Origin of the sequence: Stenotrophomonas sp. 364 (genome assembly GCF_009832905.1) — a bacterium.
In the GTDB taxonomy this organism is placed as follows: domain Bacteria; phylum Pseudomonadota; class Gammaproteobacteria; order Xanthomonadales; family Xanthomonadaceae; genus Stenotrophomonas; species Stenotrophomonas maltophilia_AP.
This window is the reverse complement of record NZ_CP047135.1, coordinates 3,548,406-3,574,691: the sequence shown is the minus strand read 5'-3', so window position 1 is coordinate 3,574,691 and position 26,286 is coordinate 3,548,406. Positions and strand designations below refer to the sequence as shown.

General features: G+C 68.5%; 25 protein-coding genes. 13 read left to right on the top strand and 12 right to left on the bottom strand.

Features of this window, described 5'->3' with window-relative positions; translation table 11 throughout:
• Positions 1 to 6 precede the first annotated feature (6 nt).
• The gene (locus tag GQ674_RS16105; protein WP_159497879.1) at positions 7 to 1,110 is read right to left on the bottom strand and encodes an alkene reductase; all 1,104 of its coding nucleotides are present in this window, start codon (positions 1,108 to 1,110) and stop codon (positions 7 to 9) included.
• Between the two features lie 127 nt (positions 1,111 to 1,237).
• Between GQ674_RS16105 and GQ674_RS16100 the strand changes: the two genes are divergently transcribed.
• From GQ674_RS16100 to GQ674_RS16090, 3 genes are all read left to right on the top strand, one after another.
• Positions 1,238 to 2,146 (top strand): LysR substrate-binding domain-containing protein, encoded by a 909-nt coding sequence (locus tag GQ674_RS16100; protein WP_159497878.1) that lies wholly within the window; start codon positions 1,238 to 1,240, stop codon positions 2,144 to 2,146.
• An 80-nt stretch (positions 2,147 to 2,226) separates the two neighbouring features.
• Positions 2,227 to 2,946, top strand: a complete 720-nt coding sequence (locus tag GQ674_RS21655; RefSeq protein WP_236546104.1) for a hypothetical protein — start codon at positions 2,227 to 2,229, stop codon at positions 2,944 to 2,946.
• A gap of 121 nt (positions 2,947 to 3,067) precedes the next feature.
• Positions 3,068 to 3,700, top strand: a complete 633-nt coding sequence (locus tag GQ674_RS16090) for a prolyl oligopeptidase family serine peptidase (protein ID WP_159497877.1) — start codon at positions 3,068 to 3,070, stop codon at positions 3,698 to 3,700.
• Positions 3,701 to 3,712: 12 nt separating this feature from the next.
• Here GQ674_RS16090 and GQ674_RS16085 read toward each other — a convergent pair whose 3' ends face one another.
• Positions 3,713 to 4,270 (bottom strand): DUF4240 domain-containing protein, encoded by a 558-nt coding sequence (locus tag GQ674_RS16085; RefSeq protein ID WP_159497876.1) that lies wholly within the window; start codon positions 4,268 to 4,270, stop codon positions 3,713 to 3,715.
• Between the two features lie 122 nt (positions 4,271 to 4,392).
• Between GQ674_RS16085 and GQ674_RS16080 the strand changes: the two genes are divergently transcribed.
• Genes GQ674_RS16080 through fghA form a run of 4 tightly spaced genes read left to right on the top strand, consistent with a single transcriptional unit; the run spans position 4,393 to position 7,050 of the window.
• Positions 4,393 to 4,668, top strand: a complete 276-nt coding sequence (locus GQ674_RS16080) for a metal/formaldehyde-sensitive transcriptional repressor (protein WP_038691827.1) — start codon at positions 4,393 to 4,395, stop codon at positions 4,666 to 4,668.
• 55 nt (positions 4,669 to 4,723) lie between these two features.
• Positions 4,724 to 5,833 (top strand): S-(hydroxymethyl)glutathione dehydrogenase/class III alcohol dehydrogenase, encoded by a 1,110-nt coding sequence (locus GQ674_RS16075; protein WP_137190334.1) that lies wholly within the window; start codon positions 4,724 to 4,726, stop codon positions 5,831 to 5,833.
• Between the two features lie 7 nt (positions 5,834 to 5,840).
• The gene (locus tag GQ674_RS16070) at positions 5,841 to 6,209 is read left to right on the top strand and encodes a YqcC family protein (protein ID WP_159497875.1); all 369 of its coding nucleotides are present in this window, start codon (positions 5,841 to 5,843) and stop codon (positions 6,207 to 6,209) included.
• A gap of 10 nt (positions 6,210 to 6,219) precedes the next feature.
• Positions 6,220 to 7,050, top strand: a complete 831-nt coding sequence (gene fghA / locus GQ674_RS16065; protein WP_159497874.1) for an S-formylglutathione hydrolase — start codon at positions 6,220 to 6,222, stop codon at positions 7,048 to 7,050.
• 90 nt (positions 7,051 to 7,140) lie between these two features.
• Here the strand turns inward: fghA and GQ674_RS16060 are convergent, their stop codons facing one another.
• The 3 genes from GQ674_RS16060 to GQ674_RS16050 all read right to left on the bottom strand — a co-directional run bounded on the left by GQ674_RS16060 (position 7,141) and on the right by GQ674_RS16050 (position 9,792).
• A complete protein-coding gene (locus GQ674_RS16060) occupies positions 7,141 to 8,001 on the bottom strand; it encodes a PA4780 family RIO1-like protein kinase (RefSeq protein WP_038686301.1) in 861 nt (286 codons plus the stop codon).
• A 122-nt stretch (positions 8,002 to 8,123) separates the two neighbouring features.
• Complete coding sequence (locus GQ674_RS16055) at positions 8,124 to 8,822, bottom strand: M23 family metallopeptidase (RefSeq protein WP_159497873.1); 699 nt, start codon at positions 8,820 to 8,822, stop codon at positions 8,124 to 8,126.
• A gap of 4 nt (positions 8,823 to 8,826) precedes the next feature.
• A complete protein-coding gene (locus tag GQ674_RS16050) occupies positions 8,827 to 9,792 on the bottom strand; it encodes a L,D-transpeptidase (RefSeq protein WP_159497872.1) in 966 nt (321 codons plus the stop codon).
• Between the two features lie 193 nt (positions 9,793 to 9,985).
• Between GQ674_RS16050 and GQ674_RS16045 the strand changes: the two genes are divergently transcribed.
• Positions 9,986 to 11,419, top strand: a complete 1,434-nt coding sequence (locus GQ674_RS16045; protein ID WP_159497871.1) for a GGDEF domain-containing protein — start codon at positions 9,986 to 9,988, stop codon at positions 11,417 to 11,419.
• A gap of 27 nt (positions 11,420 to 11,446) precedes the next feature.
• Here the strand turns inward: GQ674_RS16045 and GQ674_RS16040 are convergent, their stop codons facing one another.
• Together GQ674_RS16040 and GQ674_RS16035 are read right to left on the bottom strand one after the other, a co-directional pair.
• Positions 11,447 to 11,923, bottom strand: coding sequence for a hypothetical protein (locus tag GQ674_RS16040; protein ID WP_159497870.1), 477 nt, complete (start codon positions 11,921 to 11,923; stop codon positions 11,447 to 11,449).
• 18 nt (positions 11,924 to 11,941) lie between these two features.
• Positions 11,942 to 12,388 carry a universal stress protein gene (locus GQ674_RS16035; protein ID WP_159497869.1) on the bottom strand — a complete coding sequence of 149 codons (447 nt, stop codon included), beginning with the start codon at positions 12,386 to 12,388 and terminating at the stop codon, positions 11,942 to 11,944.
• Between the two features lie 148 nt (positions 12,389 to 12,536).
• Here GQ674_RS16035 and GQ674_RS16030 point away from each other — a divergent pair, with 148 nt between their 5' ends.
• From GQ674_RS16030 to GQ674_RS16015, 4 genes are all read left to right on the top strand, one after another.
• Entirely contained in the window at positions 12,537 to 13,445 is a 909-nt protein-coding gene (locus GQ674_RS16030) for a LysR family transcriptional regulator (protein WP_159497868.1), read from the top strand.
• 181 nt (positions 13,446 to 13,626) lie between these two features.
• Positions 13,627 to 15,171, top strand: coding sequence for an MFS transporter (locus GQ674_RS16025; RefSeq protein ID WP_159497867.1), 1,545 nt, complete (start codon positions 13,627 to 13,629; stop codon positions 15,169 to 15,171).
• A gap of 21 nt (positions 15,172 to 15,192) precedes the next feature.
• A complete protein-coding gene (locus tag GQ674_RS16020) occupies positions 15,193 to 16,248 on the top strand; it encodes an HlyD family secretion protein (protein ID WP_159497866.1) in 1,056 nt (351 codons plus the stop codon).
• Positions 16,245 to 17,669, top strand: a complete 1,425-nt coding sequence (locus GQ674_RS16015; protein ID WP_159497865.1) for an efflux transporter outer membrane subunit — start codon at positions 16,245 to 16,247, stop codon at positions 17,667 to 17,669. Before GQ674_RS16020 ends, GQ674_RS16015 begins: the two co-directional genes overlap by 4 nt.
• A 27-nt stretch (positions 17,670 to 17,696) precedes the next feature.
• Here the strand turns inward: GQ674_RS16015 and GQ674_RS16010 are convergent, their stop codons facing one another.
• From GQ674_RS16010 to GQ674_RS15990, 5 genes are all read right to left on the bottom strand, one after another.
• Positions 17,697 to 18,038: a hypothetical protein gene (locus GQ674_RS16010; protein WP_159497864.1), complete on the bottom strand. Its 342-nt coding sequence runs from the start codon at positions 18,036 to 18,038 to the stop codon at positions 17,697 to 17,699.
• Between the two features lie 108 nt (positions 18,039 to 18,146).
• The gene (locus GQ674_RS16005; RefSeq protein WP_137190322.1) at positions 18,147 to 19,091 is read right to left on the bottom strand and encodes a DegV family protein; all 945 of its coding nucleotides are present in this window, start codon (positions 19,089 to 19,091) and stop codon (positions 18,147 to 18,149) included.
• 92 nt (positions 19,092 to 19,183) lie between these two features.
• Positions 19,184 to 19,813, bottom strand: a complete 630-nt coding sequence (locus GQ674_RS16000; RefSeq protein ID WP_159497863.1) for a DsbA family protein — start codon at positions 19,811 to 19,813, stop codon at positions 19,184 to 19,186.
• 54 nt (positions 19,814 to 19,867) lie between these two features.
• Positions 19,868 to 21,091: an amidohydrolase family protein gene (locus GQ674_RS15995; protein ID WP_236546320.1), complete on the bottom strand. Its 1,224-nt coding sequence runs from the start codon at positions 21,089 to 21,091 to the stop codon at positions 19,868 to 19,870.
• A gap of 59 nt (positions 21,092 to 21,150) precedes the next feature.
• On the bottom strand, positions 21,151 to 22,560 hold the full coding sequence (locus GQ674_RS15990; RefSeq protein ID WP_159497861.1) for an amidohydrolase: 1,410 nt from the start codon (positions 22,558 to 22,560) through the stop codon (positions 21,151 to 21,153).
• A 228-nt stretch (positions 22,561 to 22,788) separates the two neighbouring features.
• On the opposite strand from GQ674_RS15990, the gene GQ674_RS15985 reads away from it, so the two are divergent.
• Complete coding sequence (locus tag GQ674_RS15985) at positions 22,789 to 26,172, top strand: autotransporter serine protease (RefSeq protein WP_159497860.1); 3,384 nt, start codon at positions 22,789 to 22,791, stop codon at positions 26,170 to 26,172.
• Positions 26,173 to 26,286 lie beyond the last annotated feature (114 nt).

The following is a 26,286-nucleotide window of genomic DNA, read 5'->3' as shown; positions in this document are numbered from 1 at the left end:
CCACGATCAGCGGGCAACCGGGTAATCGGTATACCCCTCCACCCCACCGCCGTAATACGTGGCCCGATCCGGCACCGCCAATGCCACGTCGTTCTCCAGCCGCGCCACCAGATCCGGGTTGGCAATGAACGGCTGGCCGAACGCGGCCAGGTCGATGATGCCCTCGTCCACCAGCCGCAGCGCGCGCTCGCGGGTGAGGCTGCCGGCCAGGATCAGGGTGCCGCCGTAGCTCTGCTTGAACGTGCGCAGGAACGCCTCGCTCAGCACCGACACACCGCGCGCGTGGTTGTCGTTGAGGTGCACGTAGGCCAGGCCGCGCTTGCCCAGTTCCTGCGCCAGGTACAGGTAGGCCGCTTCGTTGCCGACGTACTCGGGCATGTCGAACTGCAGGTTGTTCGGTGCCAGCCGCACGCCGACGCGGTGCGCCCCGATCCGCGCCGCCATCGCATCGACGGTCTCCAGGATCAGACGCGCGCGGTTCTGCAGCGTGCCTCCGTACCCGTCGGTGCGATCATTGGTGACCGGGTTGAGGAACTGTTCGAACAGGTAGCCGTTGGCCGCGTGCAGTTCGATGCCATCGAAACCGGCGGCGATCGCGTTGTCGGCCGCGCGCGCGAAGTCGTCCACGATGCCGGGCAGTTCGTCGGTGCGCAGCGCGCGCGGCGGGGTCGGATCGGCGTGGCCCCGGCTGCCATCTTCGTGGTACACGAACGAGGTGTTCTTCGGGTTGCTGGCCACCGGGCGGGTGCCCGCGCTGACCGGCTGGCCGCCGTCGGGCTGCAGCGAGGCGTGCGACATGCGGCCCACGTGCCAGAGCTGGGCGAAGATCGCGCCGTGCTCGGCATGCACGGCCGCGGTGACGTGCTTCCAACCTTCCACCTGTTCGGCCGACCACATGCCCGGCACGTCGATGTAGCCCTGGCCCTGCGCCGACACCGGGGTGCCTTCGCTGATGATCAGCCCGGCACTGGCGCGCTGCCGGTAGTACTGCGCGGTGAGGGCGTTGGCCACGGTGCCGGGGTTGCGTGCGCGGGTCATCGGCGCCATCGCGATGCGGTTGCGCAGGGGGGTACCGGCGAGGTCGTAGGGCTGGAAGAGCAGGGCGGTCATAAGGCGGAACTCGTGGGGAAGGGGGCGCCAGCGGCGCGACCCCTTCAAGATAGGGTTGACCTGGAGGCGCATAAAGGACTTCAATTTCCCAGCAAGTGGGACATTGTGTCCCCAATGGAGCGCGGTGATGCTGCCGGTGGAATCGTTGAACGGGCTCGTCACCTTCGTCACCACGGCGCGCTCGGGCACCTTCACCGAAGCGGCGGAGACCCTGGGGATCTCGCGCTCGGCGGTCGGCAAGGCGATCGCGCGGCTGGAAGAGCGGCTGGGCGTGCGGCTGTTCCATCGCACCACCCGGCGCATTTCGCTCACCGCCGATGGCCAGGCCTACTTCGCCTCCTGCGCCACCGCGCTGGAAGAGATCGCCTCGGCCGAGGCGTGCCTGGGCTCGGCCTCGCACCTGCCTGCAGGGCGCCTGCGCATCGACATGCCGTCCTCGTTCGGGCGGCTGATGATCCTGCCGGTGCTGCTGCGCATCTGTGCCGAACACCCCGAACTGCAGCTCACGATGACCTTCACCGACCACTTCGTGGACCCGGTCGAAGAAGGCATCGACCTGTTGATCCGCTTCGGTGGGCTGGACCAGGCCCAGCACCTGGTCGCGCGACGGCTGGGCACCCAGCGGTTGATCACCTGTGCCTCGCCGGCCTACCTGGGCACGCACGGCACGCCCGCCACCGTGGACGACCTGCATGCGCATCGCAGCATCGTCGGCTATCGGTACGGCCAGCCGGTGGCGTGGCGGATCGGAGAAGACGCCGGGCAAGCGCGCTTCATTCCCAGCGGCACCCACCAGCTCAACGATGGCGATGCGGTGATCGAGGCGGCCATCGCCGGCCTGGGCATCTGCCAGATGCCGCACTTCCTGGTGAAGCGACACCTGCAGACGGGCGCGTTGCAGCAGGTGCTGGGCCAGTGCATGCAGCACCATGTGGAGATCCACGCGCTATGGCCGCAGACCCGGCACCTGCGCCCGAAGGTGCGCTACGTGGTGGATGCGCTGGCGACACTGGCCGATGCCGGTGCGTTCGACTGAGCCGGGCGGACAGGCATCGGTTGTCAGTGTCGTGCCACGCAGGCCATCATCAGGACCACCAACCACGGACGGGAGTGGAGATGCGCGGCGCACACGCAGTGATGAGCACGATCCGGTGCGGGCTGTCGATACTGCTGCTGGCAAGCCCGGCGGCGCAGGCCAGCCAGGCCGCAAGTACCGAGGCCATCTACATCGAATTTCTGTGGGCCAAGACACCGGTGGGGGCGTTGGCACGGCAACAGACGCGGCAGTTCGTTCTGGAAGATGGTCCGGTGCACCAGGTGTGCGTCGCGGCGAATGCGCAGGATACCGATGTGCAGGGCCTGACTCTGGCGATCCGCGACGCGGCCGGCACGGAGGTGTCCCGCAGCACCCATGCCGACTATCGCGGCCGCAAGCAGTGTTTCCCCGCGCAGCTGGGCCACGCAGGCGCGCCCGGGCAGTGGACGGTGGACACGTGGCTGGGCGATGGACGCCATGCCAGCGCCACCGTGCGGGTGGATCGCACGCTGGATGATTCACCGTACATGCGCGACCCCGCCATCGCCTATGTGTACGGCCGCCCCAACTACGACGCGGACATTCCGCCCGCGGATTGGGTGGGACGGGTGGAATGGCAGATGGACGTGGACCCGCAGGGGCGCGTCACCCATGTGGCCATCGTCGCAGCCGAGGGCGTGGGCACGCGCCTGCGTGACCGGGCGATCGCTGCCGGTTACATCAGCCTGTTTCCGCCCGACGCCGCGCGCACGCAAACGCCGCTCCGTGCGCGGCGCGCGCTGTCGTTCGCAGCGGAATGACACCGCCAATGGAAGCACCATGATCAACGCGATTCATCGTGTCACCTGGGCACTGGTCGGCGTGCTGTGCCTGGGCGCGGCAAGCGCGTCGCCGCTGCATGAGTAGCTGAGCGTACCCCGCGTGGACGGAACCCTTCTGGATGTACAGGTGCACCGGCCTGCGTCGGCGGGAAAGGTGCCGTTGCTGGTCTTCATCGATGGCTCGCTGTGCATTCCGTCCACGCTCAACGACAGCGTGGCGTGGCTTCAGCGGCAGGTGGACGGCCCGCATCCTTCGCCTTGGCCGTCATCGAAAAGACCGTCACCGTCGTCCCTCCGCCCGGTGGCCGAATCGATGCAGGACATGGTGTGTGCAGCCAATGGCACGCCAACCACCTGCCGCCAGGAACCGCGCGCCCGGATGGACACCATCCGCGCCGAGCCGGTGCCCGGCAAGGACTGGATGGGCGAGGCCAACACCTTCGCGGTCTGGGCCGGTCGCCTGGATGCGGTGGAGGCCAACGTGCTGCGGGATCTGCGTGCCCCGTTGCTGGTGGTGCACGGTGAGCGCGACGGCTCGGTGCCGGTGGCGTCGGCGCGGAAGCTGGCCACGGCGATGCAGGGGGCGGGCGTTACCTTCCGCTACGTGGAGGTGCCCGGCATGCGGCATAGCCTGTGGAGTACGCTCACCGAGGCACGGGCGCTCGAGTTGCACCGGGACGTGCTCGACTGGTTGCGTAGCAAGGCGTCTGGCGAGGGCGACAGCGAAGGGTAGGAGGTTTCTGGCTCAGCCGAACCGCGCCGCCAACCGCGGCACCAGCGCCTCCACGTCGCCATCGACGTCGTCCCACGGCGCATCGATATCGGCGGCGTAGTGGATGGTGGCCATGAGCGCGGCGTGGTCGGCTGCACTCGGCGCGTGCGCGCGCATCGCCTCGGCGAGGGCCGCGTAGTCCGGCGCCATGCCCCTGCGCTGGAACCAGGCATTGGCGCCCACCACGAGCATGTCTTCACCCTCGGCCGGCGTGGCGCCCAGCGGATGGCCGGCCAGGGAATCGGGGTCGCGCAGTGCGCCGAGGAAACACGCCTGACCCTGCCCGATCAGCCAGCCGCGGAAGTAATCGAAGCCATCGTCGCTGCAGCCGTCGGTGATGATGTAGGCCGCCGCCCACAACCGGCTCTTGCATGACAGGGCATGGTAAATCTGGAAATACCCGCACCAGCGGAGGATGGCATCGGCGTCCTGTGCGGCCAGGCGGCGGGTCAGCAGCGCGGGCACGGCGTCCGGCGACGGGGCGTCCTGCCGGGCCTGCTCGATGAGGGTCCAGAATGCGTGGCGGTCCATGCGGGCGGTTCACGGGAGGGAGCACCGTTCTAGCCCATGGCCTGCGCCGAAGCAACCGCGCAGTGACCCGCGCGAGCGGTTGTGTATACTATCCCCCAGTATAGTTCTCTGGTCATTCGCCCGTGCCGCACTCCCCGGAAGAAAAGAAGAAGGTCCTGGCCCGTGTGCGCCGCATCCGCGGCCAGTGCGATGCGCTGGACCGGGCGCTGGACGCCGGGGCCGAGTGCGGGCCGGTGCTGCAGCAGATCGCGGCGATCCGCGGGGCGGTCAACGGGTTGATGTCCGAAGTGATGGAAGCCCACCTGCGTGAAGAATTCGGCCAGCCGGCGCAGTCCGATGCGCAGCGCGCCGAGCGTGTGCGCGACATGAGCGCGCTGATCCGTTCCTACCTGAAATAAGCGCGCGGCTAACCGCGCGCGCACCTGTCTTGTTCCTTGCCTTGGAGAGTTCCCGATGAAATCCCGTGCCGCTGTAGCGTTTGGTCCCGGCCAGCCGTTGAAGATCGTCGAGATCGACGTCGCCCCGCCGAAGAAGGGCGAAGTGCTGGTCAAGATCACCCATACCGGTGTCTGCCATACCGATGCGTTCACCCTGTCCGGCGATGATCCCGAAGGCCTGTTCCCGGCCGTGCTGGGCCATGAAGGCGCCGGCATCGTGGTGGAAGTGGGCGAGGGCGTCACCAGCGTCGCGCCGGGCGACCACGTCATTCCGCTGTACACCGCCGAATGCGGTGAGTGCCTGTTCTGTACCTCGGGCAAGACCAACCTGTGCGTGGCCGTACGCGCCACGCAGGGCAAGGGCGTGATGCCCGATGGCACCACCCGCTTCAGCTACAACGGCGAGCCGATCTACCACTACATGGGCTGCTCGACCTTCAGCGAGTACACCGTGGTGGCCGAGGTCTCGCTGGCCAAGATCAACCCCGAGGCGAATCCGGAGCACGTGTGCCTGCTGGGCTGCGGCGTCACCACCGGCATCGGTGCGGTGCACAACACCGCCAAGGTGCAGGAAGGCGATTCGGTGGCGGTGTTCGGGCTGGGCGGCATCGGCCTGGCGGTGATCCAGGGCGCGCGCCAGGCCAAGGCCGGCCGCATCTTCGCCATCGACACCAACCCGTCCAAGTTCGACCTGGCCAAGCAGTTCGGTGCCACCGACTGCGTCAACCCGAAGGACTTCGACAAGCCGATCCAGCAGGTCATCGTGGAGATGACCACCTGGGGCGTGGACCACACCTTCGAGTGCATCGGCAACGTCAACGTGATGCGTGCGGCACTGGAATGCGCGCACCGTGGCTGGGGCCAGTCGGTGATCATCGGCGTGGCCGGCTCCGGTCAGGAAATCTCGACCCGTCCGTTCCAGCTGGTCACCGGCCGCTCGTGGAAGGGCACCGCCTTCGGCGGCGTGAAGGGCCGCAGCCAGCTGCCGGGCATGGTCGAAGACGCCATGAAGGGCGACATCGAACTGGCGCCGTTCGTCACCCACACCATGGACCTGGAGCAGATCAACGAGGCCTTCGAGCTGATGCACGAAGGCAAGTCGATCCGCTCGGTGGTGCATTACTGAGCGGCCCATGGGACTGACCGACTTCTGGAAGCGTCCGCCAGTGCCGGCCGTGCCGCTGCGTGATGCGCTGGTCGACCAGATCGAGCAGGCGTTGCGTGCGCTCGGCTGGTTGCAGGGGCCGGTCGGCGCACCGCGCCACGTCGATTCACCGTTCGGCATCGACGAGATGCCGTTCGAACAGTGGCTGGTGCAGGTCTTCCTGCCGCGGCTGCAGGAAGCACGCCGCGACGGACAATGGCCGCCGCAGAGCCAGGTTGCGGTGGCGGCGCGGCGGAACCTGGATGGCCAGGACGAATGCGAGCCCTTGCTGCAGCTGCTTGCGCAGCTGGACCATGACATCAACACCGGCGTCGCGCCTGCGCGCGACCGCCTCTGAAGGAACTACCATGGAACGCATCGAACATCGCGCCGCCTTCGGCGGTTGGCAGGACGTGTACCAGCACCGCTCGCAGGTGCTGGGTTGCGAGATGAAGGTGGCCGTGTACCTGCCACCGCAGGCGGCTACGCACAAACTGCCGGTGCTGTATTGGTTGAGCGGCCTGACCTGCACCGAGCAGAACTTCATCACCAAGGCGGGCGCGCAACGCTACGCGGCCGAGCACGGGGTGATCATGGTGGCCCCGGACACCAGCCCGCGCGGTGACGACGTGGCCGACGCCGAGGGCTACGACCTGGGCAAGGGCGCAGGCTTCTATCTCAACGCCACCGAGCAGCCGTGGGCGGCGCACTACCGCATGTACGACTACATCGTGGACGAACTGCCGGCGCTGGTGGAAGCGCATCTGCCGGCAAGCGGTGCGCGCAGCATCAGCGGGCATTCGATGGGCGGCCACGGTGCGCTGGTGATCGCGCTGAAGAACCCCGGCCGCTACCGCAGCGTGTCGGCGTTCTCGCCGATCGTGGCACCCACCCGCGTGCCGTGGGGCCAGAAGGCGTTCACTGCGTACCTGGGCGAAGACCGCAGCGCCTGGGCGGCGTGGGACGCCAGCGAACTGGTGGCCACCGCCGAAGAGAAGCTGCTGCTGCTGGTGGACCAGGGCGGTGGCGATGAATTCCTGGACACCCAGCTGCAGCCGCAGTGGCTGCAGGCCGCCTGCACCGCCGCCGGCCACCCGCTGCAGCTGCGCCTGCAGCCGGGGTACGACCACAGCTACTACTTCATCAGCACGTTCATCGGCGACCACATCGCGCACCACGCCAAGGCGCTGCACGCCTGATCGTGGGGTAGAGCCGACCGTTGGTCGGCTGCAAGCATCAGCGCACCGACGGTAGAGCCGCCCCATGGGTGGGCTCCACCCGCGGCCCGATCAATCCTCGTCTTCTTCCGCGGCCTCGCGACCCTGCTGGCGGATCAGCGCTTCTTCGCGCGCATCGTTGATGGCGTGGCGCACGCTGTCCAGGTCGATGGTGGTTTCGTCATGCACGAAGGTGCCAGTGAGCGGGCTGTCGGGCAGCAGGTCGCCGGCCTCGAACAACGCCCACATCTCCTCGCCGTACCAGCTGTCCAGCAGCTCCGGCGCGAAACGCCCGAGGTAGGCAGTAAGGTTGTTGACGTCACGCAGCAGCATGCTGCGCGCGGCGTTGTTGCCGCCGGCGCTGACCACCTGCGGGAAGTCGATCACCACCGGCCCGTCCGGGCCCACCAGCACGTTGTACGGCGACAGATCGCCGTGGATCAGCCCGCAGCACAGCATGCGCACCACCTGGCGGACCAGGGTCTGGTGGAAGTCGCGGGCCTGGTCAGCCTCCAGCTCCACTTCGCCCAGGCGCGCGGCGGAAAAGCCGTCGGCGTCGGTTACCAGCTCCATCACCAGCACGCCGTGGTAGTAGCCATGCGGTTCGGGCACGCGCACGCCGGCGTCGCGCAGCTGGTACAGCGCGTCCACCTCGGTGTTCTTCCAGGCCGTTTCCTGCTGCTTGCGACCGTACTTGCTGGCCTTGCCTACCGCACGCGCTTCACGGCTGCCGCGCACCTTGCGGCCTTCCTGGTACTGCACGCGCTGCTGGAAACTGCGTTGGGCCATGTCCTTGTAGACCTTGGCACAGCGCACGTCATCACCGCTGCGGACCACGTACACGGCCGCTTCCTTGCCGCTCTTGAGCGGGCGCAACACTTCATCGATCACGCCGTCGTCGATCAGCGCCTGCAAGCCTTGGGGGGTCTTCACGGAATCTCGGGTATGCGGCCGGCGCCAATGCGCCGGCCTGAAAGGGGAAGGGATTTTCGCATCTTCGGGGCGGGCCGGCCATCGGCGGCTGTTCAAGCGGGCCGCCGCACCCCGGGGCGGGCTCAGGGCAGCCGCTGCTCGCCGCGCAGCACCGGGTAGGGATTCAGCGAGGCGCCCTCCCACCAGTGCTTTTCCGGGCCCAGGGTATGGATCTCGAAATGCAGGTGCGGGGCCTCCGGGCTGGCATTGCCGGTGCTGCCGACGTAGCCGATGACCTGGCCGCGGGTGACGGTCTGCTTCTCGGCCAGGCCGTCGGCATAGCGCTCAAGGTGGGCGTAGTAGTAGCAATACCGCCCACCGGGTTCGAACTGGTACACCGTCAGCCCGCCGCGATCGCTGTTGAACAGCTTCTCGATGGTGCCATCGGCCACCGCCAGCACGGGGGTGCCGGCCGGCGCCAGAATGTCGATGGCATCGTGCACGCGGCCTTCGCTGCGGGCGTCGGTGAAGGTGTCCTGCAGCTGGGCGGCGGTGATGCCCTGCACCGGCAGCAACAGCGCGCTGCCGTCTGCCGGGGTGGACACCGTCGGGGCAGGTGAGGGGGCCGGCGGCGTTGCCGGGGCCGCACTGCTGGCCATGGCGGTCGGCGCGGCCCGGCTGGAGGCCACCAACGTGGCCGGGTCGGCCGGAGCGGGCACCGGCATCGCGGGCGTTGCATCGGCACCCGCACCCGTGCCCGGGCCGTTCACCACCGGGCCCAGCCACCACCAGCCGGCGATCCCGACCACCAGTCCCAGTGCCAGCAGCTTGGTCAGTTTCATCCGGTTACTCCTGCATCACCACCGGTACCGATGCATCCACCGCGTCGGCCACCTGCAGCGCGTCCCAGTTGGTCATGCGCACGCAGCCGTGCGATTCGGTCTTGCCCACGTGGCCCGGCTCGGGCGTGCCGTGCAGGCCGTAGTGCGGCTTGGATATGTCGATCCAGACCCGGCCCACCGGGTTGTTCGGACCCGGCGGCAGCAGCGCCTTGCTTTCCTTCTTGCTGGCATCCCAGAACAGCTTGGGGTTGTAGTGGAAGGTCGGCTCGCGCGAGATGCCGAGGATCTTCCATTTACCGATCGGCAGCGGGTCGTGCTTGCTGCCCGACGACACCGGGAACTGTGCGTAGACCTTGCCCTGTGCGTCGTACAGGCGCAGCGTGGAATCGGATTTGTCGATCACCAGTTTGGTGGCCTTGGGCAACGTGCCCGGTGCGATGTTGGGCACCTGGATCTCGCTGCCGGCCTTGGCCAGGTCCACGCCGGGGTTGAGTGCGCGCAGCAGCTCGGGCGACGCGTGGAAGCGCTCGCCCAGCGCTTCCTCCACCGATGCGTAACCAAGCGCCTTCAGTTTGGCCTGCTCGGCCGGCTTCTTCGGAATTGGCGCGAACGGGCCGGCCACGTCCTCGGCGGTGAGCGTGTAGCGCGCCAGCACCGGGGTGGCGTCCGGCTGCAGCGCCTGCCAGGTGGCGTCATCAAGCTCGCCGGTGACCTTGAGGCCGCGAGCGGCCTGGAAGCCGGCCACCGCGCGCTTCTGGTTGGAGCCGGTCAGGCCATCGATCTGGCCGGGCGAGAAATGCGCACGATCCAGCAGTACCTGCGCGTGCAGGTCCGAGCGCGGACCGGTGGCGGGTGTGCTGCTCTCGGCAACCGGTGCCGGCAGGGCAGCCGGTTGCTGGGCAAATGCGGGCGTAGCACTGGCAAGGGCCAGCACCAGCAGCGAAACAGGGGCAGTGGGGCGCAGCGGCATTGAATACTCCAGGGCAGGCTCACCTGCACCATGCCGTAGCGGTGTGCACGGCTGTCGTGAAAACGCTGACGCGCAGCTGAGCGCAGCGCCACGGCAGCGTGCGTGCAGGGGCTGTGAAGTGATGCGTGCCGCTGCAGCGGGTGCACGGCAAAGGCGGTATCGTGGGTCCACATCGCATCCGGGCGGGGATGGCATGGCAGCTGTGTTGGCGGCGTTGTACATCGTGTGCCACGGATTGGCCCTGGTGCTGGTGCCGGGCCATGCGCAGGCGGTGTCGTTTTCGTTCCTGATCGGTGCGCCGCTGTTGGCGGCGCTGGCGTGCCTGAGGCGCATGCACAGAAGCGATGCCCGCGTAGGCTGGTTCGCGCTCGTGGTGGGCATGCTGTTGTGGGCAGGGGGCATGGCCCTGAACATGTACCAGGAAATCGGGCTGGGCACGCCGGATGCCACCCCGGGCGCGAGCATGCTCTTTTACGTGCTGTACGGGGTGCCGTTGACCTTCGCCATGGCCCATCCCCGGCACGAGCCGTGGTACCTGATCCTCATCGACGGCGCGCTGGCATTGCTGCTGGGCTACATGTTCTTCGTGCATACCTTTTCTTTCGCCACGCTGAGCGATGCACCCGAGCCGGGCCTTGGCAGCCTGCGCATGATGTTCGACATCGAGAACCTGTTCATCGCCGTGTTCGCGCTGGTGCGCTACCTGGCCAGCGAGGACGCACCGCGACGGGTGTTCTTCCGCGCGTTGACCCTCTACGCATGGCTGTACATGGCGATGGCGTTCTACATCAACCACTTCGCCACCGATGCCAGCTACGGCGGCCCCAGCGACCTGCTGATCGACCTGCCGTTCCTGCTGCTGGCAGTGATGGCGCTGCGCGATGATCCGGAACGGGGCGATGCCACGCCGCGCCGCCTGGCCCTGGCCGTACGTGCCGGCAGCCCGTTGATCCTGCCGGCGGCCTTGCTGGTGGTATCAGCGGTCATGGTGAAGGCACACCCGCATTTGGCCGTGGTCGGCTTTGCGTTGGCCACGCTGGGCTCAGGCCTGCGCGGGGTGGTGATGCAGGTGCGCGCGATGGAGCGCCAGGATCAGTTGGACGTGCTGACGCGGGTGGATGCGCTGACCGGGGTGGCCAACCGCCGCGCGTTCGATCAGGCGCTGCAGGCCGAGTGGAGCCGCGCGCGGCGCAGCGGCCAGGGCATGGCGTTGCTGATGGTGGACATCGATCATTTCAAGGCATTCAACGACCGCTTCGGCCACCCGCTGGGCGACGCCTGCCTGCGTGCCGTGGCCACCGCGCTGTCCGGATGCGCTACCCGTGGCACCGACGTGGTGGCCCGCTATGGCGGCGAGGAGTTTGCGGTAGTGGTGTCAGGCACGACCCGCGACGGCGCGCTGGCCCTGGCCGAGACCATGCGCCTGGCGGTGGAGCGGTTGCGCCTGGCCACCACCGACCCGGTCGGCAGCGTGGGTGCCACCATCAGCATCGGGGTGGCGCACGTGGCACTGATCACCTCGGTCGACCCCGGCACGTTGCTGGCCGCGACCGATGCCGCGCTGTACGACGCCAAGCGCGCCGGCCGCAATCGCGTGGTGGAAGGCCGGCTGCCCGAGCCGCGTTGACAGCGTCAGAGGCACACCCCGTTCCAGTCAGCCGCGTACCCATGCCGCCGGATCGAGCAGGCGCAGGCCCACCGGTGACAGCGTGGTGAGGCGCAGGCCGAGGTCGGCCTGGCGTGCCGCCTGGGCACACTGCGCCAGCTGGTCGCGCAGCGCCACCGTGGCATCGCCGTCGTGGTGTGCACGCGGGCGCGGATGGCGCCATTGCGACAATCGGCGCACGCAGGCCAGCAGGTCCAGTTCGGTGGCGCCAATGAACGGTGAGCCCGGTTGCAGCAGTTCGATCGGCGCGGGGCCGGTGCGCAGCAGCGGCACCAACGTAGTGAAGGCGCCGATGCCATCGGCATCCAGGCCAAGGCCGCCCAGCAGGGCGACGGCGTCGTCGCGGGTCGTGGGGTCGGCCACGCGGCGCAGCGCGCACAGCAGGCGCTGCTCGACGGCGTTGCAGCGCCGGCCGATCGGCTGGTAGCTGACCCGGGTGGGGGAGGCGGGGGTGCGGTGGGGCATGGGTGACCTGCGAAGGTGTCAGGGAACGGCGTCGCGGACCTCGACCAGCACCGGGCAGGGGGCGTGGTCGATGGTCCATTGACCGACGGAACGCTCGAACAGCCGCTCCATCCGGGAAAGATGCCGGTGGCCGATGACAATCAGGTCGCAGTCGTGCTGGCGGGCGTAATCGCATAGCACCTGGGCCGGTTCCCCGGCCGGGTGGCTGGCCACCCCATCGATGCCGCGCTCGCGCAGCTGGTCCAGCGCGGTGGTCAGCAGCTGCACGGCCTGATGGTGCTGGTCGTCGGCGGCCACGTACTCGGTGCGGTCGGCAGGCGGCGCATCGTCGGCCAGCGCAAAGGCGGGGTCCAGCACGCACAGCAGATGCAGGCGGGTGTGCGGGGTGGCCAGTGACGCGGCCAGTGCCAGCACGTGGGCATGCTGGGGGCCGCTGTCGATGGCGACGAGAATGGTGGTGAACATGCGGCATCTCGCAGGGGGGACGGGGATGCTCGCGCAAAGCACCGCGCACACCCATGCCGTGCGCCGCAGGCATGGATTGCGTCAAACGCACGAATCCTCGAATTGGCATGCCGTAAAGTGACTGCCATACTCCCTACGCGCCGCCGCCATGCCCGACCTGAACCTGCTGCTTGCCCTGGATGTGCTGATCGAGGAGGGGAGCGTAGTAGGTGCTGCGCGGCGGATGAACCTGAGCGCGCCGGCGATGAGCCGCACCCTGGGGCGCATCCGAGAGGCGGTGGGCGACCCGGTGCTGGTGCGCTCGGGCCGGGGGCTGGCGCCCACCCCGCGCGCGCTGCAACTGCGCGAGCAGGTGCGTGAGGTGATCGAACAGGCGCACCTGGTGTTCAACGCCGGCCGCGAGGTCGACATGCTGACCCTGGAGCGCACCTTCAGCATCCGCGCCAACGATGTGTTCGTGGGCACCTACGGCGGTCGCATGCGCGAGCTGTTCCAGGCCCAGGCACCGCGCGCGGTCTTGCGCTTCGTGCCCGAAGGCGACGGCGATGACGATGCCATGCAGCAGGGCCGCATCGACCTGCACATCAGCACCGCTGGCAAGCACGGTGCCGACACCAAGGTGCAGAACCTGTTCAGTACCTCGTTCTTCGGGGCCGCGCGCGAGGACCATCCGCTGTTCGCCGAAGAGATCACCGTGCAGCGGTTCGTCGCCTACGACCACATCGCCGTGTCGCGGCGCGGGCGCGCACATGGGCCGATCGACGATTACCTGACCACGCAGGGCCTGCAGCGCCGGGTGGCGCAGATCATGCCCACCTTCCATTCGGCGATCTTCGCCGCGGCCGACTCGGACCTGATCCTGCCGCAGATGCCAAGCGTGATGCTGGGCCGGCTGGAACGGCTGGGCGTGCCGCTGCGGCTGTTCGAACTGCCGATTCCGGTCAGTACGGCCGTTGTGGTGCAGGCATGGCACCCGCGCCTGGACAGCGATCTGGCGCATCGTTGGCTGCGCCGCAGCATCAAGGCCCTGTGTGACGCACAGTCAGGCCTGGCCTGAGTTGGGGACGCGGGCGGAGCGTGCAGGGTGACGCTCGAGGCGTGCGCCTGATGCATTCCAGGATTGGCCGGCACAGCATTTTCCGCAGCATGCGCACTGCCTAGACTGCCGCTCCCCGTCGTGGAGTGGTCGCCATGTTCCTGCTGTATGCCGTGCACCGTGCCGTTAGCGGTGGTGAGCGATGAATGCGCTGAGCGCACCGGTGCCGGTCGCCGCCGCACCTGCCGCACCGACGTCGCCGCCGCAGGCCGTGCTGAGCCCGCGTCTGGCGGTGGGCCTGTGCGGCGTGCTGCTGGCGGTGCTGATCTCGGGCATCAACGAAAACGTCACCAAGGTCGCGCTGGCCGACATCCGCGGTGCGATGGGTTTCAGCGTCGATGCGGGCAGCTGGATCGTGGCGGTGTACACGGCGATGTCGGTCAGTGCGATGGCATTCGCGCCGTGGTGCGCGGTGACGTTCTCGCTGCGGCGTTTCGCGATGTGCATGATCGGCGCGTTCATGCTGCTGGGCGTGCTCTGCCCGCTGGCCCCGGACCTGCCCTCCTTAATGATCCTGCGCGCGCTGCAGGGCTTGGCCGGCGGCGCGTTGCCGCCGCTGCTGATGAGCGTGGCGCTGCGCTTCCTGCCACCGGGCATCAAGTTGTACGGGCTGGCCGGCTACGCACTGACCGCCACGTTCGGACCCAGCCTGGGCACGCCGATGGCGGCGCTGTGGGTGGAGTACGTGGGCTGGCACTGGGCGTTCTGGCAGATCGTGCCGTGGTGCATCGCGGCCATCGCCATGGTTGGCTGGGGCCTGCCGCAGGATCCGCTGCGGCTGGAGCGGTTTGCACAGTTCAACGGGTTGGGCCTGGCGTTGGGCCTGCCGGCGCTGGTGATGCTGGTGCTGGGCCTGGTGCAGGGGCCGCGGCTGGACTGGTTCGCCTCGCCGCTGATCTGCACGCTGCTGGGCGGCGGCAGCGGCCTGCTGCTGCTGTTCCTCTACAACGAATGGTCGCACCCGCTGCCGTTCTTCAAGCTGCAGCTGCTGGCCAACCGCAACCTCACTTACGCGCTGATCACCCTGGGCGGGGTGCTGTTCGTGCTGCTGGCGGTGATCCTGATTCCCTCCAGCTTCCTGGCCCAGGTGCAGGGCTACCGCCCGCTGCAGACCGCGCCGTTGATGCTGTGGGTGGCCCTTCCGCAGCTGCTGGCACTGCCGTTGGTGGCCACGCTGCTCAACCAGCGCCGGGTGGACTGTCGCTGGGTGCAGGCCACCGGGTTGGCGCTGCTGGCGCTGGCCTGTTGGCTGGGCAGCCAGCTGGGCACCGACTGGAACCGCGACAACTTCGTGCTGCTGCAACTGGTGCAGATCTTCGCCCAGCCGATGGCGGTGCTGCCGTTGTTGCTGCTGGCCACCGGCAGCCTGGCGCCGGCCGATGGCCCGTTCGCCTCGGCCTGGTTCAACACGGTCAAGGGCTTTGCCGCCGTGCTGGCCGGGGGTGTCCTTGAGGCGGTGACCACCGCGCGCAATCACCTGCATTCCACCGCGCTGGTGGACCGCCTGGGCAACGCGCCGTGGCTGGACGCCGCCGCGTCGCCGTCGCTGGGCGCGCGCCTGCATGCGCAGGTGGTCGCACTCACCGCCGCCGATCTCTACCTGCTGGTTGCCGTGGTCGCTGTCGCGTTGATCGCGCTGATTCCATGGCTGCCCACCCGCATCTTCCCGCCACGCGCCGTGGCTTGAAAAAACGCCAGGACTTTCTCCATGACCGACACCCGAAAACACGTTCCCTTCGTCATCGCCGCAGGCGTGCTGGTGCTTGCCGTCGGCGGCTGGCTGCTGCTGCGCGACGGCCGCCACCAGCGCACCAACAATGCCTACATCACCGCTGATTTCACCGTGGTGGCGCCCAAGGTGGCCGGCTTCGTCAGCGAAGTGCGCGTGGCCGACAATCAACCGGTCAAGGCCGGTGACGTGCTGGCCCGCATCGATGACCGCGACTACCAGGTGGCCCTGACCGCCGCGCGTGCCGATCTGGCCAATGCGCGTGCGCAGCTGGCCAATGCGCAGGCCGCGCTGTCCCAGCAGGATTCGCTGATCGACCAGGCACGCGCCACGCTGGATGTGAGCCAGTCCGAACTGACCCTGGCCCAGGCCGACCAGCAGCGCTACGGCGCGCTGGCCCGCGACGGTGCCGGCACCGTGCAGAACGCGCAGCAGGCCCAGTCGCGCCAGGCCGTGGCCAGCGCGCACCTGCACCAGGGCCGGGCGGCGCTGCTTACCGCACGCCAGCGCACCGGCATTCTCAGCGCCGGCGTGCAGGCTGCGCAGGCGGCGGTGCAACGCGCCGAAGCGGCGCAGGCGCGGGCCGAACTGGACCTGTCACACACCGAACTGCGTGCGCCGATCGACGGCGTGGTCGGCCGTCGCGCGATCCGCGTGGGCGCCTACCTGACCCCGGGCACGCCGGTGCTGGCGGTGGTGCCGCTGCAGCAGGCGTTCGTGGTGGCCAACTTCCAGGAAACCCAGCTCACCCGCATGCGCGCGGGGCAGGCGGTGGACCTGCAGGTGGATGTGTTCCCCGGCCAGCCGCTGCATGGCCACATCGACAGCATCGCCCCCGCCACGGGCGTCACCTTCGCGGCAGTGGCCCCTGAAAATGCCACCGGCAACTTCACCAAGGTGGTGCAGCGGGTGCCGGTCAAGATCGTGCTCGACAAGGACCAGCCCTTGCTCGGCCAGCTGCGTGCGGGCATGTCGGTGGAGGCCAGCGTCGACCTGGACAGCAGCCATCGCGACCTTGAAGGAGTGGGCGCATGACCGGCAAGGCACCCTGGCGCGCGCTTCCGCTGGGTGTGCTGTGCGCGGCGTTGACGGCCTGCACGCTGGGTCCCGACTTTGTGCGCCCGACCGCGCAGCTGCCCGTCCAGTGGCAGGGCGCTGCGATCAGCGCTGACGGCTTGGCCAGCGATGCACAGTGGTGGGCCGGGTTCGAGGATCCCACCCTGGCCGCGTTGGCCGCGCAGGCGCTGCAGGCCAACCTGGACATCCAGCTGGCCGCCAACCGCGTGCAGCAGAGCCGTGCCGCGCGCGGCATCGTTGCGGCCGAGCGCGTGCCCAGCGTGGGCGCCACCGCCAGTGGCGTGCGCGCACGCAACAGCGAAGTGGGCCTCAACGATCCGTCCGGCAATGGCGGGCGTGAGGATTACGGTCTGCTCCAGACCGGTATCGGTGTGAGCTGGGAGCTGGACCTGTGGGGCCGCGTGCGGCGCCAGGTGGAGGCGGCCGACGCGCGCATCGATATCGCCGCTGAGGACGCCCATGCGGTGCAGACCGCGGTGCTGGCCGAAACCGCGCGCGACTACCTGCAGCTGCGCGCGACCCGCCAGCTGCTGGCCATCACCGAGGACAACCTGCGCATCGCGCGCGACATCGCGCGGTTGACCCGCGTCCGTCAAACGCAGGGCGTGGCCAGCACACTGCAGGTGGCCAGTGCCGCCGCCCAGGTGGCGGCGCTGGAGTCCCGCCTGGTGCCGTTGCGGCATCGCGATGCGCAGTTGCGCAACGCACTGGCAATGCTGCTCGGCCACCCCCCGAAAACGCTGGATGCAGACCTTGCCGACATCCGCCGCGACTGGCCGGCACTGCCCGCCATGGCCACCGGACTGCCCAGCGAACTGGCCGAGCGCCGCCCGGACATCCGGCGTGCCGAGGCAGCGCTGCATGCGGCTACTGCCTCGATCGGCGTGGCCAAGGCCAGCTTCCTGCCGCGGATCACCCTCAACGGCGACATCGGCTACCAGTCGCAGCAACTGGATGAACTGGACGGCTGGAACGCGCATCGCTTCAGCATCGGGCCGTCGATCAGCTTGCCGATATTCCAGGGCGGCCGGCTCACGGCCAACCTCGCCGTGAGCCGGCTGCAGCAGCAACAGGCGGCGCTGCAGTTCCAGCGCACCGTGCTGCAGGCCTGGCATGAAGTGGATGATGCGATCGACGGCTACGCCGCCGAGCAGCAGCGCGGTGCCGCGCTGCAGGTTGCGGTGGACCAGAGCGAATGCGCGCTGGACGCGGCGCGGCGCCAGTACCAGGCGGGCGTGGTGGACATGCTGGACGTGCTCACCACCCAGCGCATCGCGCTGGACAACCAGGCGGCGCTGGCCAACAGCCAGGCTGCGGCCGCCATCGCCCGGGTGGAGCTGTACCGCGCGCTGGGCGGCGGCTGGCGCGACACACGGTAGTGCCGGCCGCTGGCCGGCAACCCTCCCTCAACGCACGTCGCGCAGTTCCCAGTGGTGCCCGGCCAGCATGCGCAGGCGCTGCTTGAACACATCGCTGTCGATGCGGGTGCTGACCACCAGGTTGATGCGCAGGTCATCCTGTGCGCCGGTCACGGTGGCATCGGGGTCGGTGGCGCCCCACTGCGACTCGACCGCATCGGGGTCGGGCTGCTTGGCGCGCCACTTATCAAACAGCGCGGTGCTGCGCAGGGCGTCCTGCAGCTCCTCGGCGAAGCCGGCCGCGCTCTGCGAGTGGAAGGAAAGGTCGGACTCGTTGCCGCGGGCCTTGGAAGGGTCCGGCAGGCTGATGTGGTACTGCGACATGGTCATCTCCGTTGAAGGCTGCAAGGCTGGCAGAAACGCGGTGGATTTGGCGTGCAGATCGCGGCGGTTGGTGCCGGGCAGAGCCCGGCGGTGGTTGCCGGGCAGAGCCCGGCACTACGCGCTGAAGGTATGCGGCCCGTCGGCAAACCCGACTGTAAGCGCCCCCTTGCCCACGTTGACCATGCCGGTCAGGCTCATCACCGCTTCGAACATCTGCACGCCGTGCGCCTCGCAGGTCTGGCGCAGGCTGGCATAGCCCGGCAGCGCCTGCAGGTCGGCCAGCTCGCCGCCATAACTGACGCACACGGTGGGGGTCATCAGCCCGGCCTTGACCCGCTGGCCAACGAAGTCGAACAGCTTCTGCACTGCGTTGTCGAAGCCCTTGATCTTGGCCACCGGGCCGGTCTGCCCGCGGTACCCGTGCAGTACCGGTTTGATGTCCAGTGCACTGCCCAGCGCCGCGCTGAGCAGGCCCACGCTGCGGTCCCCCTTGTGGCGTGCGCGGGCGCGCATGTAGTACAGGTCGCGGGTGACCATGTAGCCGTGCACGTTCTGCGCGAGCATTTCCAGCCGCTCGCGGATCTGCTGCACGCTGGCCCCGCTCTCGCGCAGGCGCACCGCTTCCACCGCAGTCACGCCCTGGGCGGCGAACAGGTTCTGGGTATCCAGCACCCGCAGCGCGAAGGGTGAGTTGAAGCCCGCCGCCTGGCGCACCGGCTTGTAGTCGTTGAGGATCGCGAAGCTCGCCTGCATCGCGTTGTCGTGGATTGGGCTGCGGGTCTTGGTGATCGTCATGCAGAACACATGGTCGTAATCGATCACCAGCTTGCCCAGGAACAGGTCGCGGATCTGGGTGACGCTGAACGGAATGGTCTCCGCCTCGGCGCCGTGTTCGGCCACGTGGGCGTGCAGGAAGCTGAGCGTGGCCTGCTCGTCGCGGTGGTCGGCGAGCACGGCTTCGCCGATGCGTACCGTGATCGGCAGCAGCACGATGTTGTGTTGTTCAATGAAGTCCTGCGGCAAGTCGCAGGCCGAGTCGACGACGATTCCGATGCGCATCCTGAGCCCCCCTCCGGGCAGGTTGTAGGTTCGGAAGTGTGAAAGCTATCCCAAATCCGCCGCCGCTGCCTGACCGGGGGCCCGGCGTCGGGTCAGCGGCTGCGCTGGACGGCTACCGGCAGGGTATCCACCCGGTCCCATTCCCCGCCACGGACCGTGCCGGGATCGGCCAGGACCGCCTGCATCAGTGCGTGTGCCTCGTTGCCCCAGTACAGCTCGCCGTCGATGGACAGGGTAGGGACCCCGAACACCCCGGCGGCGATGGCCGCATCGGTATTGCGCCGCAGCTGCTCTTTGACGTCGGGCGCGCTGATCGCCTCGGCCACATGGGCCACGTCCAGCATGGCGCCAGGCAGGGCCAGGGCGGCGGCACTGTCGGCGGCGTGGCCGTCGCGCCAGATCCAGTTGAACAGGATGTCTACCGATGCCGGGGTGGCATCGGCGGCCAGGCACAGCCGCAGCGCGGCCAGCGGGTTGAACGGGTGCCCGGGCGGGAAGCGCAGCGGCACGCCCTGCTGCTGCGCCTGCCACAGCACCTGGCGGTAGGTGAAGCGGCGTTTGGCCGGAATCTCGGCCGGGCCCAGGTTGCCCAGGTGGTGCAGCACCGCGCCCAGCGCGACCGGCACCGGGGTGATCCGCTCGAACTGCGGCAGGGCCTTGAGCTGCTGCCAGTGCAGGTAGGCGAAGGGCGAGACGAAATCGAAATACCAGCGCAGCGCCATGGGCACTCCCGGGCGGATGATGCGGCGGGCGTGATGCCCGCCGCAGGATGGGGCTCAGCGCGAGTATGCGCGCGGTTCGGCCGACGCTGGCGTCATGTAGCGGTCGCGCAGTTCGGTCTGCCGCGAGCGCATCGGCATCGCGCGGCCGCCCAGCCAGACCTGCTCGGCATAGTGGCCCACGTCGAGCGGGTCGCCTTCCCACAGCACCAGATCGGCCAGCTTGCCGACCTCGATGCTGCCGATGCGGTCGCCCACGCCCAGCACCTGCGCCGGCACGCGGGTCAACCCGGCCAGACCGTCCTGCCACGGCAGGCCGTTGGCCACGGCGTTGCCGGCCAGCTGGCGCATCTTGCGTGCGTTGTGCGAGGCATCGTCGCGCTGGGCGAAGCTGACCTGCACCCCGGCCGCCTGCAGCCGTGCCGCGTTTTCCAGGCTGGCGCCCAGCTGGTCGAAGGTACTGGGCAGGTTGCCCAGCGCATCGACAAACACCGGCACGCTGGCCTGCGCCAGCTGCGGGGCCAGACGCCACGCCTCGGCCCCGCCGGCGATGGCGATCTTCACCTTCTCGCGTGCGGCCCAGCGCAGCAGCTGGCGGATGTCGGCGGCACGGTCCACCTGCACCACCAGCCGGCCTTGGCCGGCCAGATAACGCGCCAGCGTGGCGCGCCCGGCGGGGGTGAGCAGGGCATGCGGGGAATCGGCGGGCACGCGCCCGCGCGCTTCGCTGACCATCTGCTCCAGCAGCATCCACTGCGCCGCGCGCGAGTTGCCGGTCAGTTCCGCACCCGCCGCGCCCAGCCGAATGTACAGCGCCAACGGCCCGATCGGATCGGCGCTGCCGTCCAGCCGCATCACGCCGCCCTGTCCGGCGATGAAGCCGCCGCCGCTGTTGGCACCCAAGGCGGTGAAGCCGATGCCATCCAACCGTGCCACCGGAATCAACACCGACGCCGGGTTGAAGGCCAGGCTGACGTCGAATTCGGGCCGCAGCGGCTGGTCGTCCAGCTTCAACGTGCTGTCCACCGTGGCCGACTCACCCGAGATTTCTTCGATGCCGATGTCGGTGATGCCACCGAACAGGGCCGGCGTCAGCGGCTTGCCCGCCGCCTCGACCACGCTGACGCCGGCCGGTGCGACCAGGCCGGTACCCACCGCGCGGATGATGCCGCCCTGGACCAGCACGTCGGTGTGTTCCAGGCTGCCGCGCGCGCTGGCGGTATGCACCGTGGCGTTGCGCACCAGCAGGTCCTGCGCGTGTACGGGCAGGGTGGCCAGCATCAGCAGCGCGGTCGTGCCCAGCCACGCCCGGCACCGCGCGGAAAGGTGCAGAACCCGGCTCATGGAGCCACCTCCTGGCCCAGCATGAAGTCCGACAGCGGTTGCCGCCGTGCATCGCGGCGGTCGTATACCTGGTGGCCGTCGATGAACACCTGTTCGGCCTGCGCGTAGGAACTGAAGGGGCTGCCGTTCCACACCACCACATCGCCCATCTTGCCCGCCTCCAGGCTGCCGGTCTGCTTCTCCACGCCGAGCGAGCGCGCCGCGTTGTAGCTCAGCCACATCATCGCGCGCTCCGGGGCGATCTCGATCCCGGCCCGGCGCGCGTTGGCGATCACCTTGGCCGCTTCCTGGTTGAGCCGCTGGATGCCCTCGGGGGAATCGGAGTGCACGATCGCGCAGCTGTTGGCCGGGCGGTCGACCAGCGCGATGTTGTCCTGAATGCCGTCGAACGCTTCCATCTTGAAGCCCCACCAGTCGGCCCACAGCGCGCCGCACACGCCTTCGGCGGCGAGCCGGTCGGACAGCTTGTAGGCCTCCACCGCGTGGTGGAAGGCGGCGATCTTGAAGCCGAATTCCCTGGACAGGTCGAGCATGGTGGCCATTTCATCGGCGCGGTAGCAGTGGATGTGCACGCGGATGTCGCCCTGGATCGCACCGGCCAGCGTATCCAGCTTGAGGTCGCGCTTGCCGCCGGTATCGCCGGCGCTGTCGCCCTTGTCGCTGCCGCTGAACCAGCGCCTCTTCTGTTGCTTCTTCGGTGCGTTCTTGGCGATGTACTCGCTGGCATCGATGAAGGCCGCGCGGTACCCGGCCACGTTGCCCATGCGCGTGCCCGGGGCCACGCCCTTGCCGCCGCCGTACACGCGCTTGGGGTTCTCGCCGCAGGCCATTTTCAGGCCCCATGGCGCGCCCGGGAATTTCATGGCCTGGTAGGTGGTGGCCGGTACGTTCTTCAGCGTCACCCCGCGCCCGCCCACCAGGTTGGCCGAGCCGGGCAGCACCTGCATCGCGGTCACGCCACCGGCGAGCGCCGCGGCAAAGCCCGGGTCCTGCGGCCACACCGAATGTTCGGCCCACACGTTGGCGGTGACCGGCGCGGTCATCTCGTTGCCATCGCTGTGCGCGCTTACGCCAGGGCTGGGGTACACGCCCAGGTGCGAGTGCACGTCGATGATGCCGGGCGTGACCCACTTGCCGGCCGCATCGATCCGCACCGCGTTGGCCGGTGCCTCCAGCGCGCTGCCCACCGCGCGGATGCGGCCGTCCTGCAGCAGCACATCCGCGTTGTCCAGGCGTGTGCCGGTGCCGGTCAGCACGGTGGCGTTGCGGATCAGCACCGGTGCCGAGGCGATCGGAGCGTAGGTGCTGGGGTAGGGGTCCTGCACGAACCGCGAGGCGGCGGGCGCCGGCGCGAGGCCGATCGAAAACAACGCCAGGCCGATGCCGACGCTCAACAGCTTATGCATGAATTCCCCGGGTTCACATGGACGCAGCCGCCGACGCTAGCCGGGCAGGGGGGCGTTTGCCAAGTGACGAACTGCACAGTCGGGGGCTATGAAGAATTGTTACGTCATCATTAAAAACCGTGAACCAATCGTGAATTTTGCGTTACGCTCGGGATCGGGCCGCGTGCCCGCCATTTGCGAATCTGCTCGAATTTCTCGGCACTTGCATCACTCAAGGAAGGTAATTCAATGAAACACCGTTACTCTGCTTTGTCCCGCCAGCCCTCGCGCAGCGTGCTGGCGTCGGCCATCACCGGCACCCTGTTGGCCGCCCTCGCACTGCCGGGCATCGCCCAGGCCAACGATGTACTGGATGCCTACCAGCAGCAGCGCCAGGTCCAGCGCGCCGCCTACAACCTGGACACTGCCCGGTTCGATGTGACCCCCCGCGCCATCGCATCGGTGCGTCCGAACGCCGAGGCTCCCTCCCCGGTACTGGGCAATGCCGGCGATCCCGAAAGCTGGCGCACCGACGAGTTCAAGGCCGATTGGGGACTGCAGGCCATCAATGCCGACGCTGCCTATGCGCGCGGCCTGACCGGCAAGGGCATCCGCCTGGGCGTGTTCGACAGTGGCACCGGCCTGGACCACGATGAGTTTGCCGGCAAGGACCACCGCAGCATCCATCTGGCCGATGTGATGCCGGACGGCACTCTGTGCACCAACACAGCCGCAGTGGACGGGCCGGACGCGTGCTTCGCCACGGACGGCGACCAGGTTGCCATCGAGTTCAACATCTTCGACCCCTCCTTCGACCAGCGCATCGTCGACCTGCTCAACAGCTGGGGGTACTTCGAGGGGGGCAGCTATGGCATCCACGGTACCCACGTCAGCGGCACGATCGCGGCCAACCGCGACGGCAACGGTACCCATGGCGTTGCCTTCGGAGCCGACCTGAGCGTGGCGCGCCTGTTCTCCAACAGCGTCTCCTATTACACCGCCACGCCCGATGGCTACCTCGATGTGCAGAACGTGGCGTCCATCGGGGCATCCAATTCCATCTTCCCGCAGTTGTACAACCAGCTGAACGAGCAGGGCGTGCGTGCGGTGAATCATAGCTGGGGCCTGGCAAGCGAGCCGAACTCGGAAGAGGACCTGGACTTCTATCTGTCCCACCCGGTATTTGAAGAGCGACTGCAGGCAATTGCCGACGGTTCGCGTGCCAAGGGCATGATCCAGGTGTGGGCCGCCGGCAACAGTGGCGTCAACCCGAGCCCGGAAGAAAGCCCGATCGCCGGCATGTACGCCTCGTTGCCCCGTGCGATGCCCGATATCGAGAAGTACTGGCTTGCCGTGGTCAACGTCAACCAGGACCTGGTGCTGAGCAATCAGTCGATGCGCTGCGGTTTTGCTGCCAACTGGTGCCTGGCTGCGCCGGGAACGGAGATCAACTCCACGGTGTATGGCGGTGATTCGCAGGTCAACTCCGATCTCTACGCCGACGACAACGGCAACCTGATTCTGGACGTCCTGGAGCGCCTGCCGACCTATTCCTATGGGCTGCTGAGCGGCACGTCGATGGCGACTCCGCACGTCACCGGCGCACTGGGCCTGTTGTTCGAACGCTTCCCGTACCTGGACAACGCGCAGGTGCGCGATGTGCTGCTGACCACCGCCACCGACCTCGGTGCCAAGGGCGTGGACGACGTCTACGGCTGGGGCCTGATGGACCTGGCCAAGGCCATCGAAGGCTACGGCCAGCTGCGCGTGGACACCGATGTGGTGATGAACCAGAAGGCCGGTGGCCTGAAGGTGTGGGAAGGCGATGCATGGGATGACTGGACCAACGACATCGGTGGCCCGGGCAAGCTGACCAAGTCCGGTATCGGTTGGCTGCGTCTGAGCGGTGACAACACCTTCAACGGCGCCATCGTGCGTGAGGGCGTGCTGGAACTGGACGGTGTCAATGCACTGACGGCGTCGCTGGACGTCACCGGCGGCCAGTTCCTGCTCAATGGCACGTTGCGCGACATGCGCTTCAACAGCATCGGCGGCAGCAGCCGCGTCACCGCCAGCGGCGTGCTCGACAACACCGACCTGACCATCAGCGGCGGCGTGGTCTCGTTCAACGGCGTGCAGACCGGCGGCAGCACCGTGGTCGGCGCCAAGGGCGCGCTGCAGGGTATCGGTCGTCTCGGCGACACCCGCGTGGAAGGCATCATCGCGCCGGGCAACTCGATCGGCACGCTGACCATCGATGGCGACTACGTGCAGACCGCCAGCGGCACCTACCTGGCCGAACTGGCCCCGGGCAGCCGCAGCGACAAGCTGCACGTGACCGGCACCGCCAGCCTGGACGGCACCCTGAAGGCACTGCCGGAAGTGGGCATCTACTACCTGGGCGAGCAGTTCAACTTCCTGCAGGCCGACGGCGGCGTCAACGGCACCTTCGCCAACGTGGACTTCTCCTCGTTCTCGCCGTTCCTGGCCTTCAGCCTGGGCTACGGTGCCAACGGCGTGCAGATCGACGTGGCCCGCGGCAACGCGCTGGCCAGCGCGGCGGTAACCGCCAATCAACTTGGCGTGGCCACCAGCGCCGACAGCCTGGGCATCAACCAGGGCCTGCCCAAGCCGCTGACCCAGCTGTTCCCGGCCCAGGTGGGCGCGGCACTGGATGCCTTGAGCGGTGAACTGCATGCCGCCACGCCGATGGCGTTGGTGGAAAGCAGCCGTTACCTGCGCGATGCGGCGCTCAGCCGCAGCGTCGGCGCGCGTGCACCGGGTGCAGGCGATGCCGCCGTCACCGGTGCGTGGGTGCAGGCCATCGGCGGCAGCGGCAAGCTCGACGGAGACGCCAACGCGGCGCGTACGCAGAGCAACACCAGTGGGCTGCTGGTCGGTGCCGACCACCAGTTCGCCGGCGGCTGGCAGGTGGGCGGCCTGATCGGTACCGGGCGTACCGACAGCAAGCAGGCCCAGGGCCGTCGCGCCCGCGCGGAAATCGACAACACCCACCTGGGTGCCTACGTGGGCAACCAGTGGGGTGGGTTCGGCCTGCGCGCCGGTCTGGGCTACACCCGTCACGAAGTGGACAGCCGCCGCGAACTGGCCTTTGCCGGGTTCCAGGACGCACTGACCGCGCGTTACGACGCCAAGACCCGCCAGCTGTTCGTGGAAGGTGCCTACCGCATCGGCGGCGCCGAAGCGGGCCTGGAGCCGTACCTGCAGCTGGCGCGTGTGGAAGTGGACGTGGACGGCGTCAACGAGCAGGGCGGCGCGGCTGCGCTGCACGGCAACGTGGCCGATACCCGCACCACCATCGGCACTGCCGGTGTGCGCTTCGACCGTGGCCTGAAGACGGCGTGGCAGCAGGAAAGCTGGCTGCACGTGCGTGGCGGGGTGGGCTATCGCCGCGCGTCGGGCGACCGCAACCAGGTGGCCAATCTGGCCCTGGCCGGTGGCAGCGGCTACACCGTCAGTGGCGCGGCCATCGCCGACCACGCGGTGGTGGCCGAGCTGGGCCTGTCGGCTTGGTTGAGCCCGCGCAACCAGCTGGAACTGGGCTACAACGGCCAGTTCGGCAGCGAGTCGCGTGACCACGGCGCCACCGCACGCTGGTCCGTGCAGTTCTGATCCAGCGGTAACGGCAACACGGAAAAAGGCGGCCATTGGCCGCCTTTTTCTTGCTTGTTGGGTGCGCACCCGCAGAATAGGCACACTGGAACCACTTGCCGGACCGCACGCGCA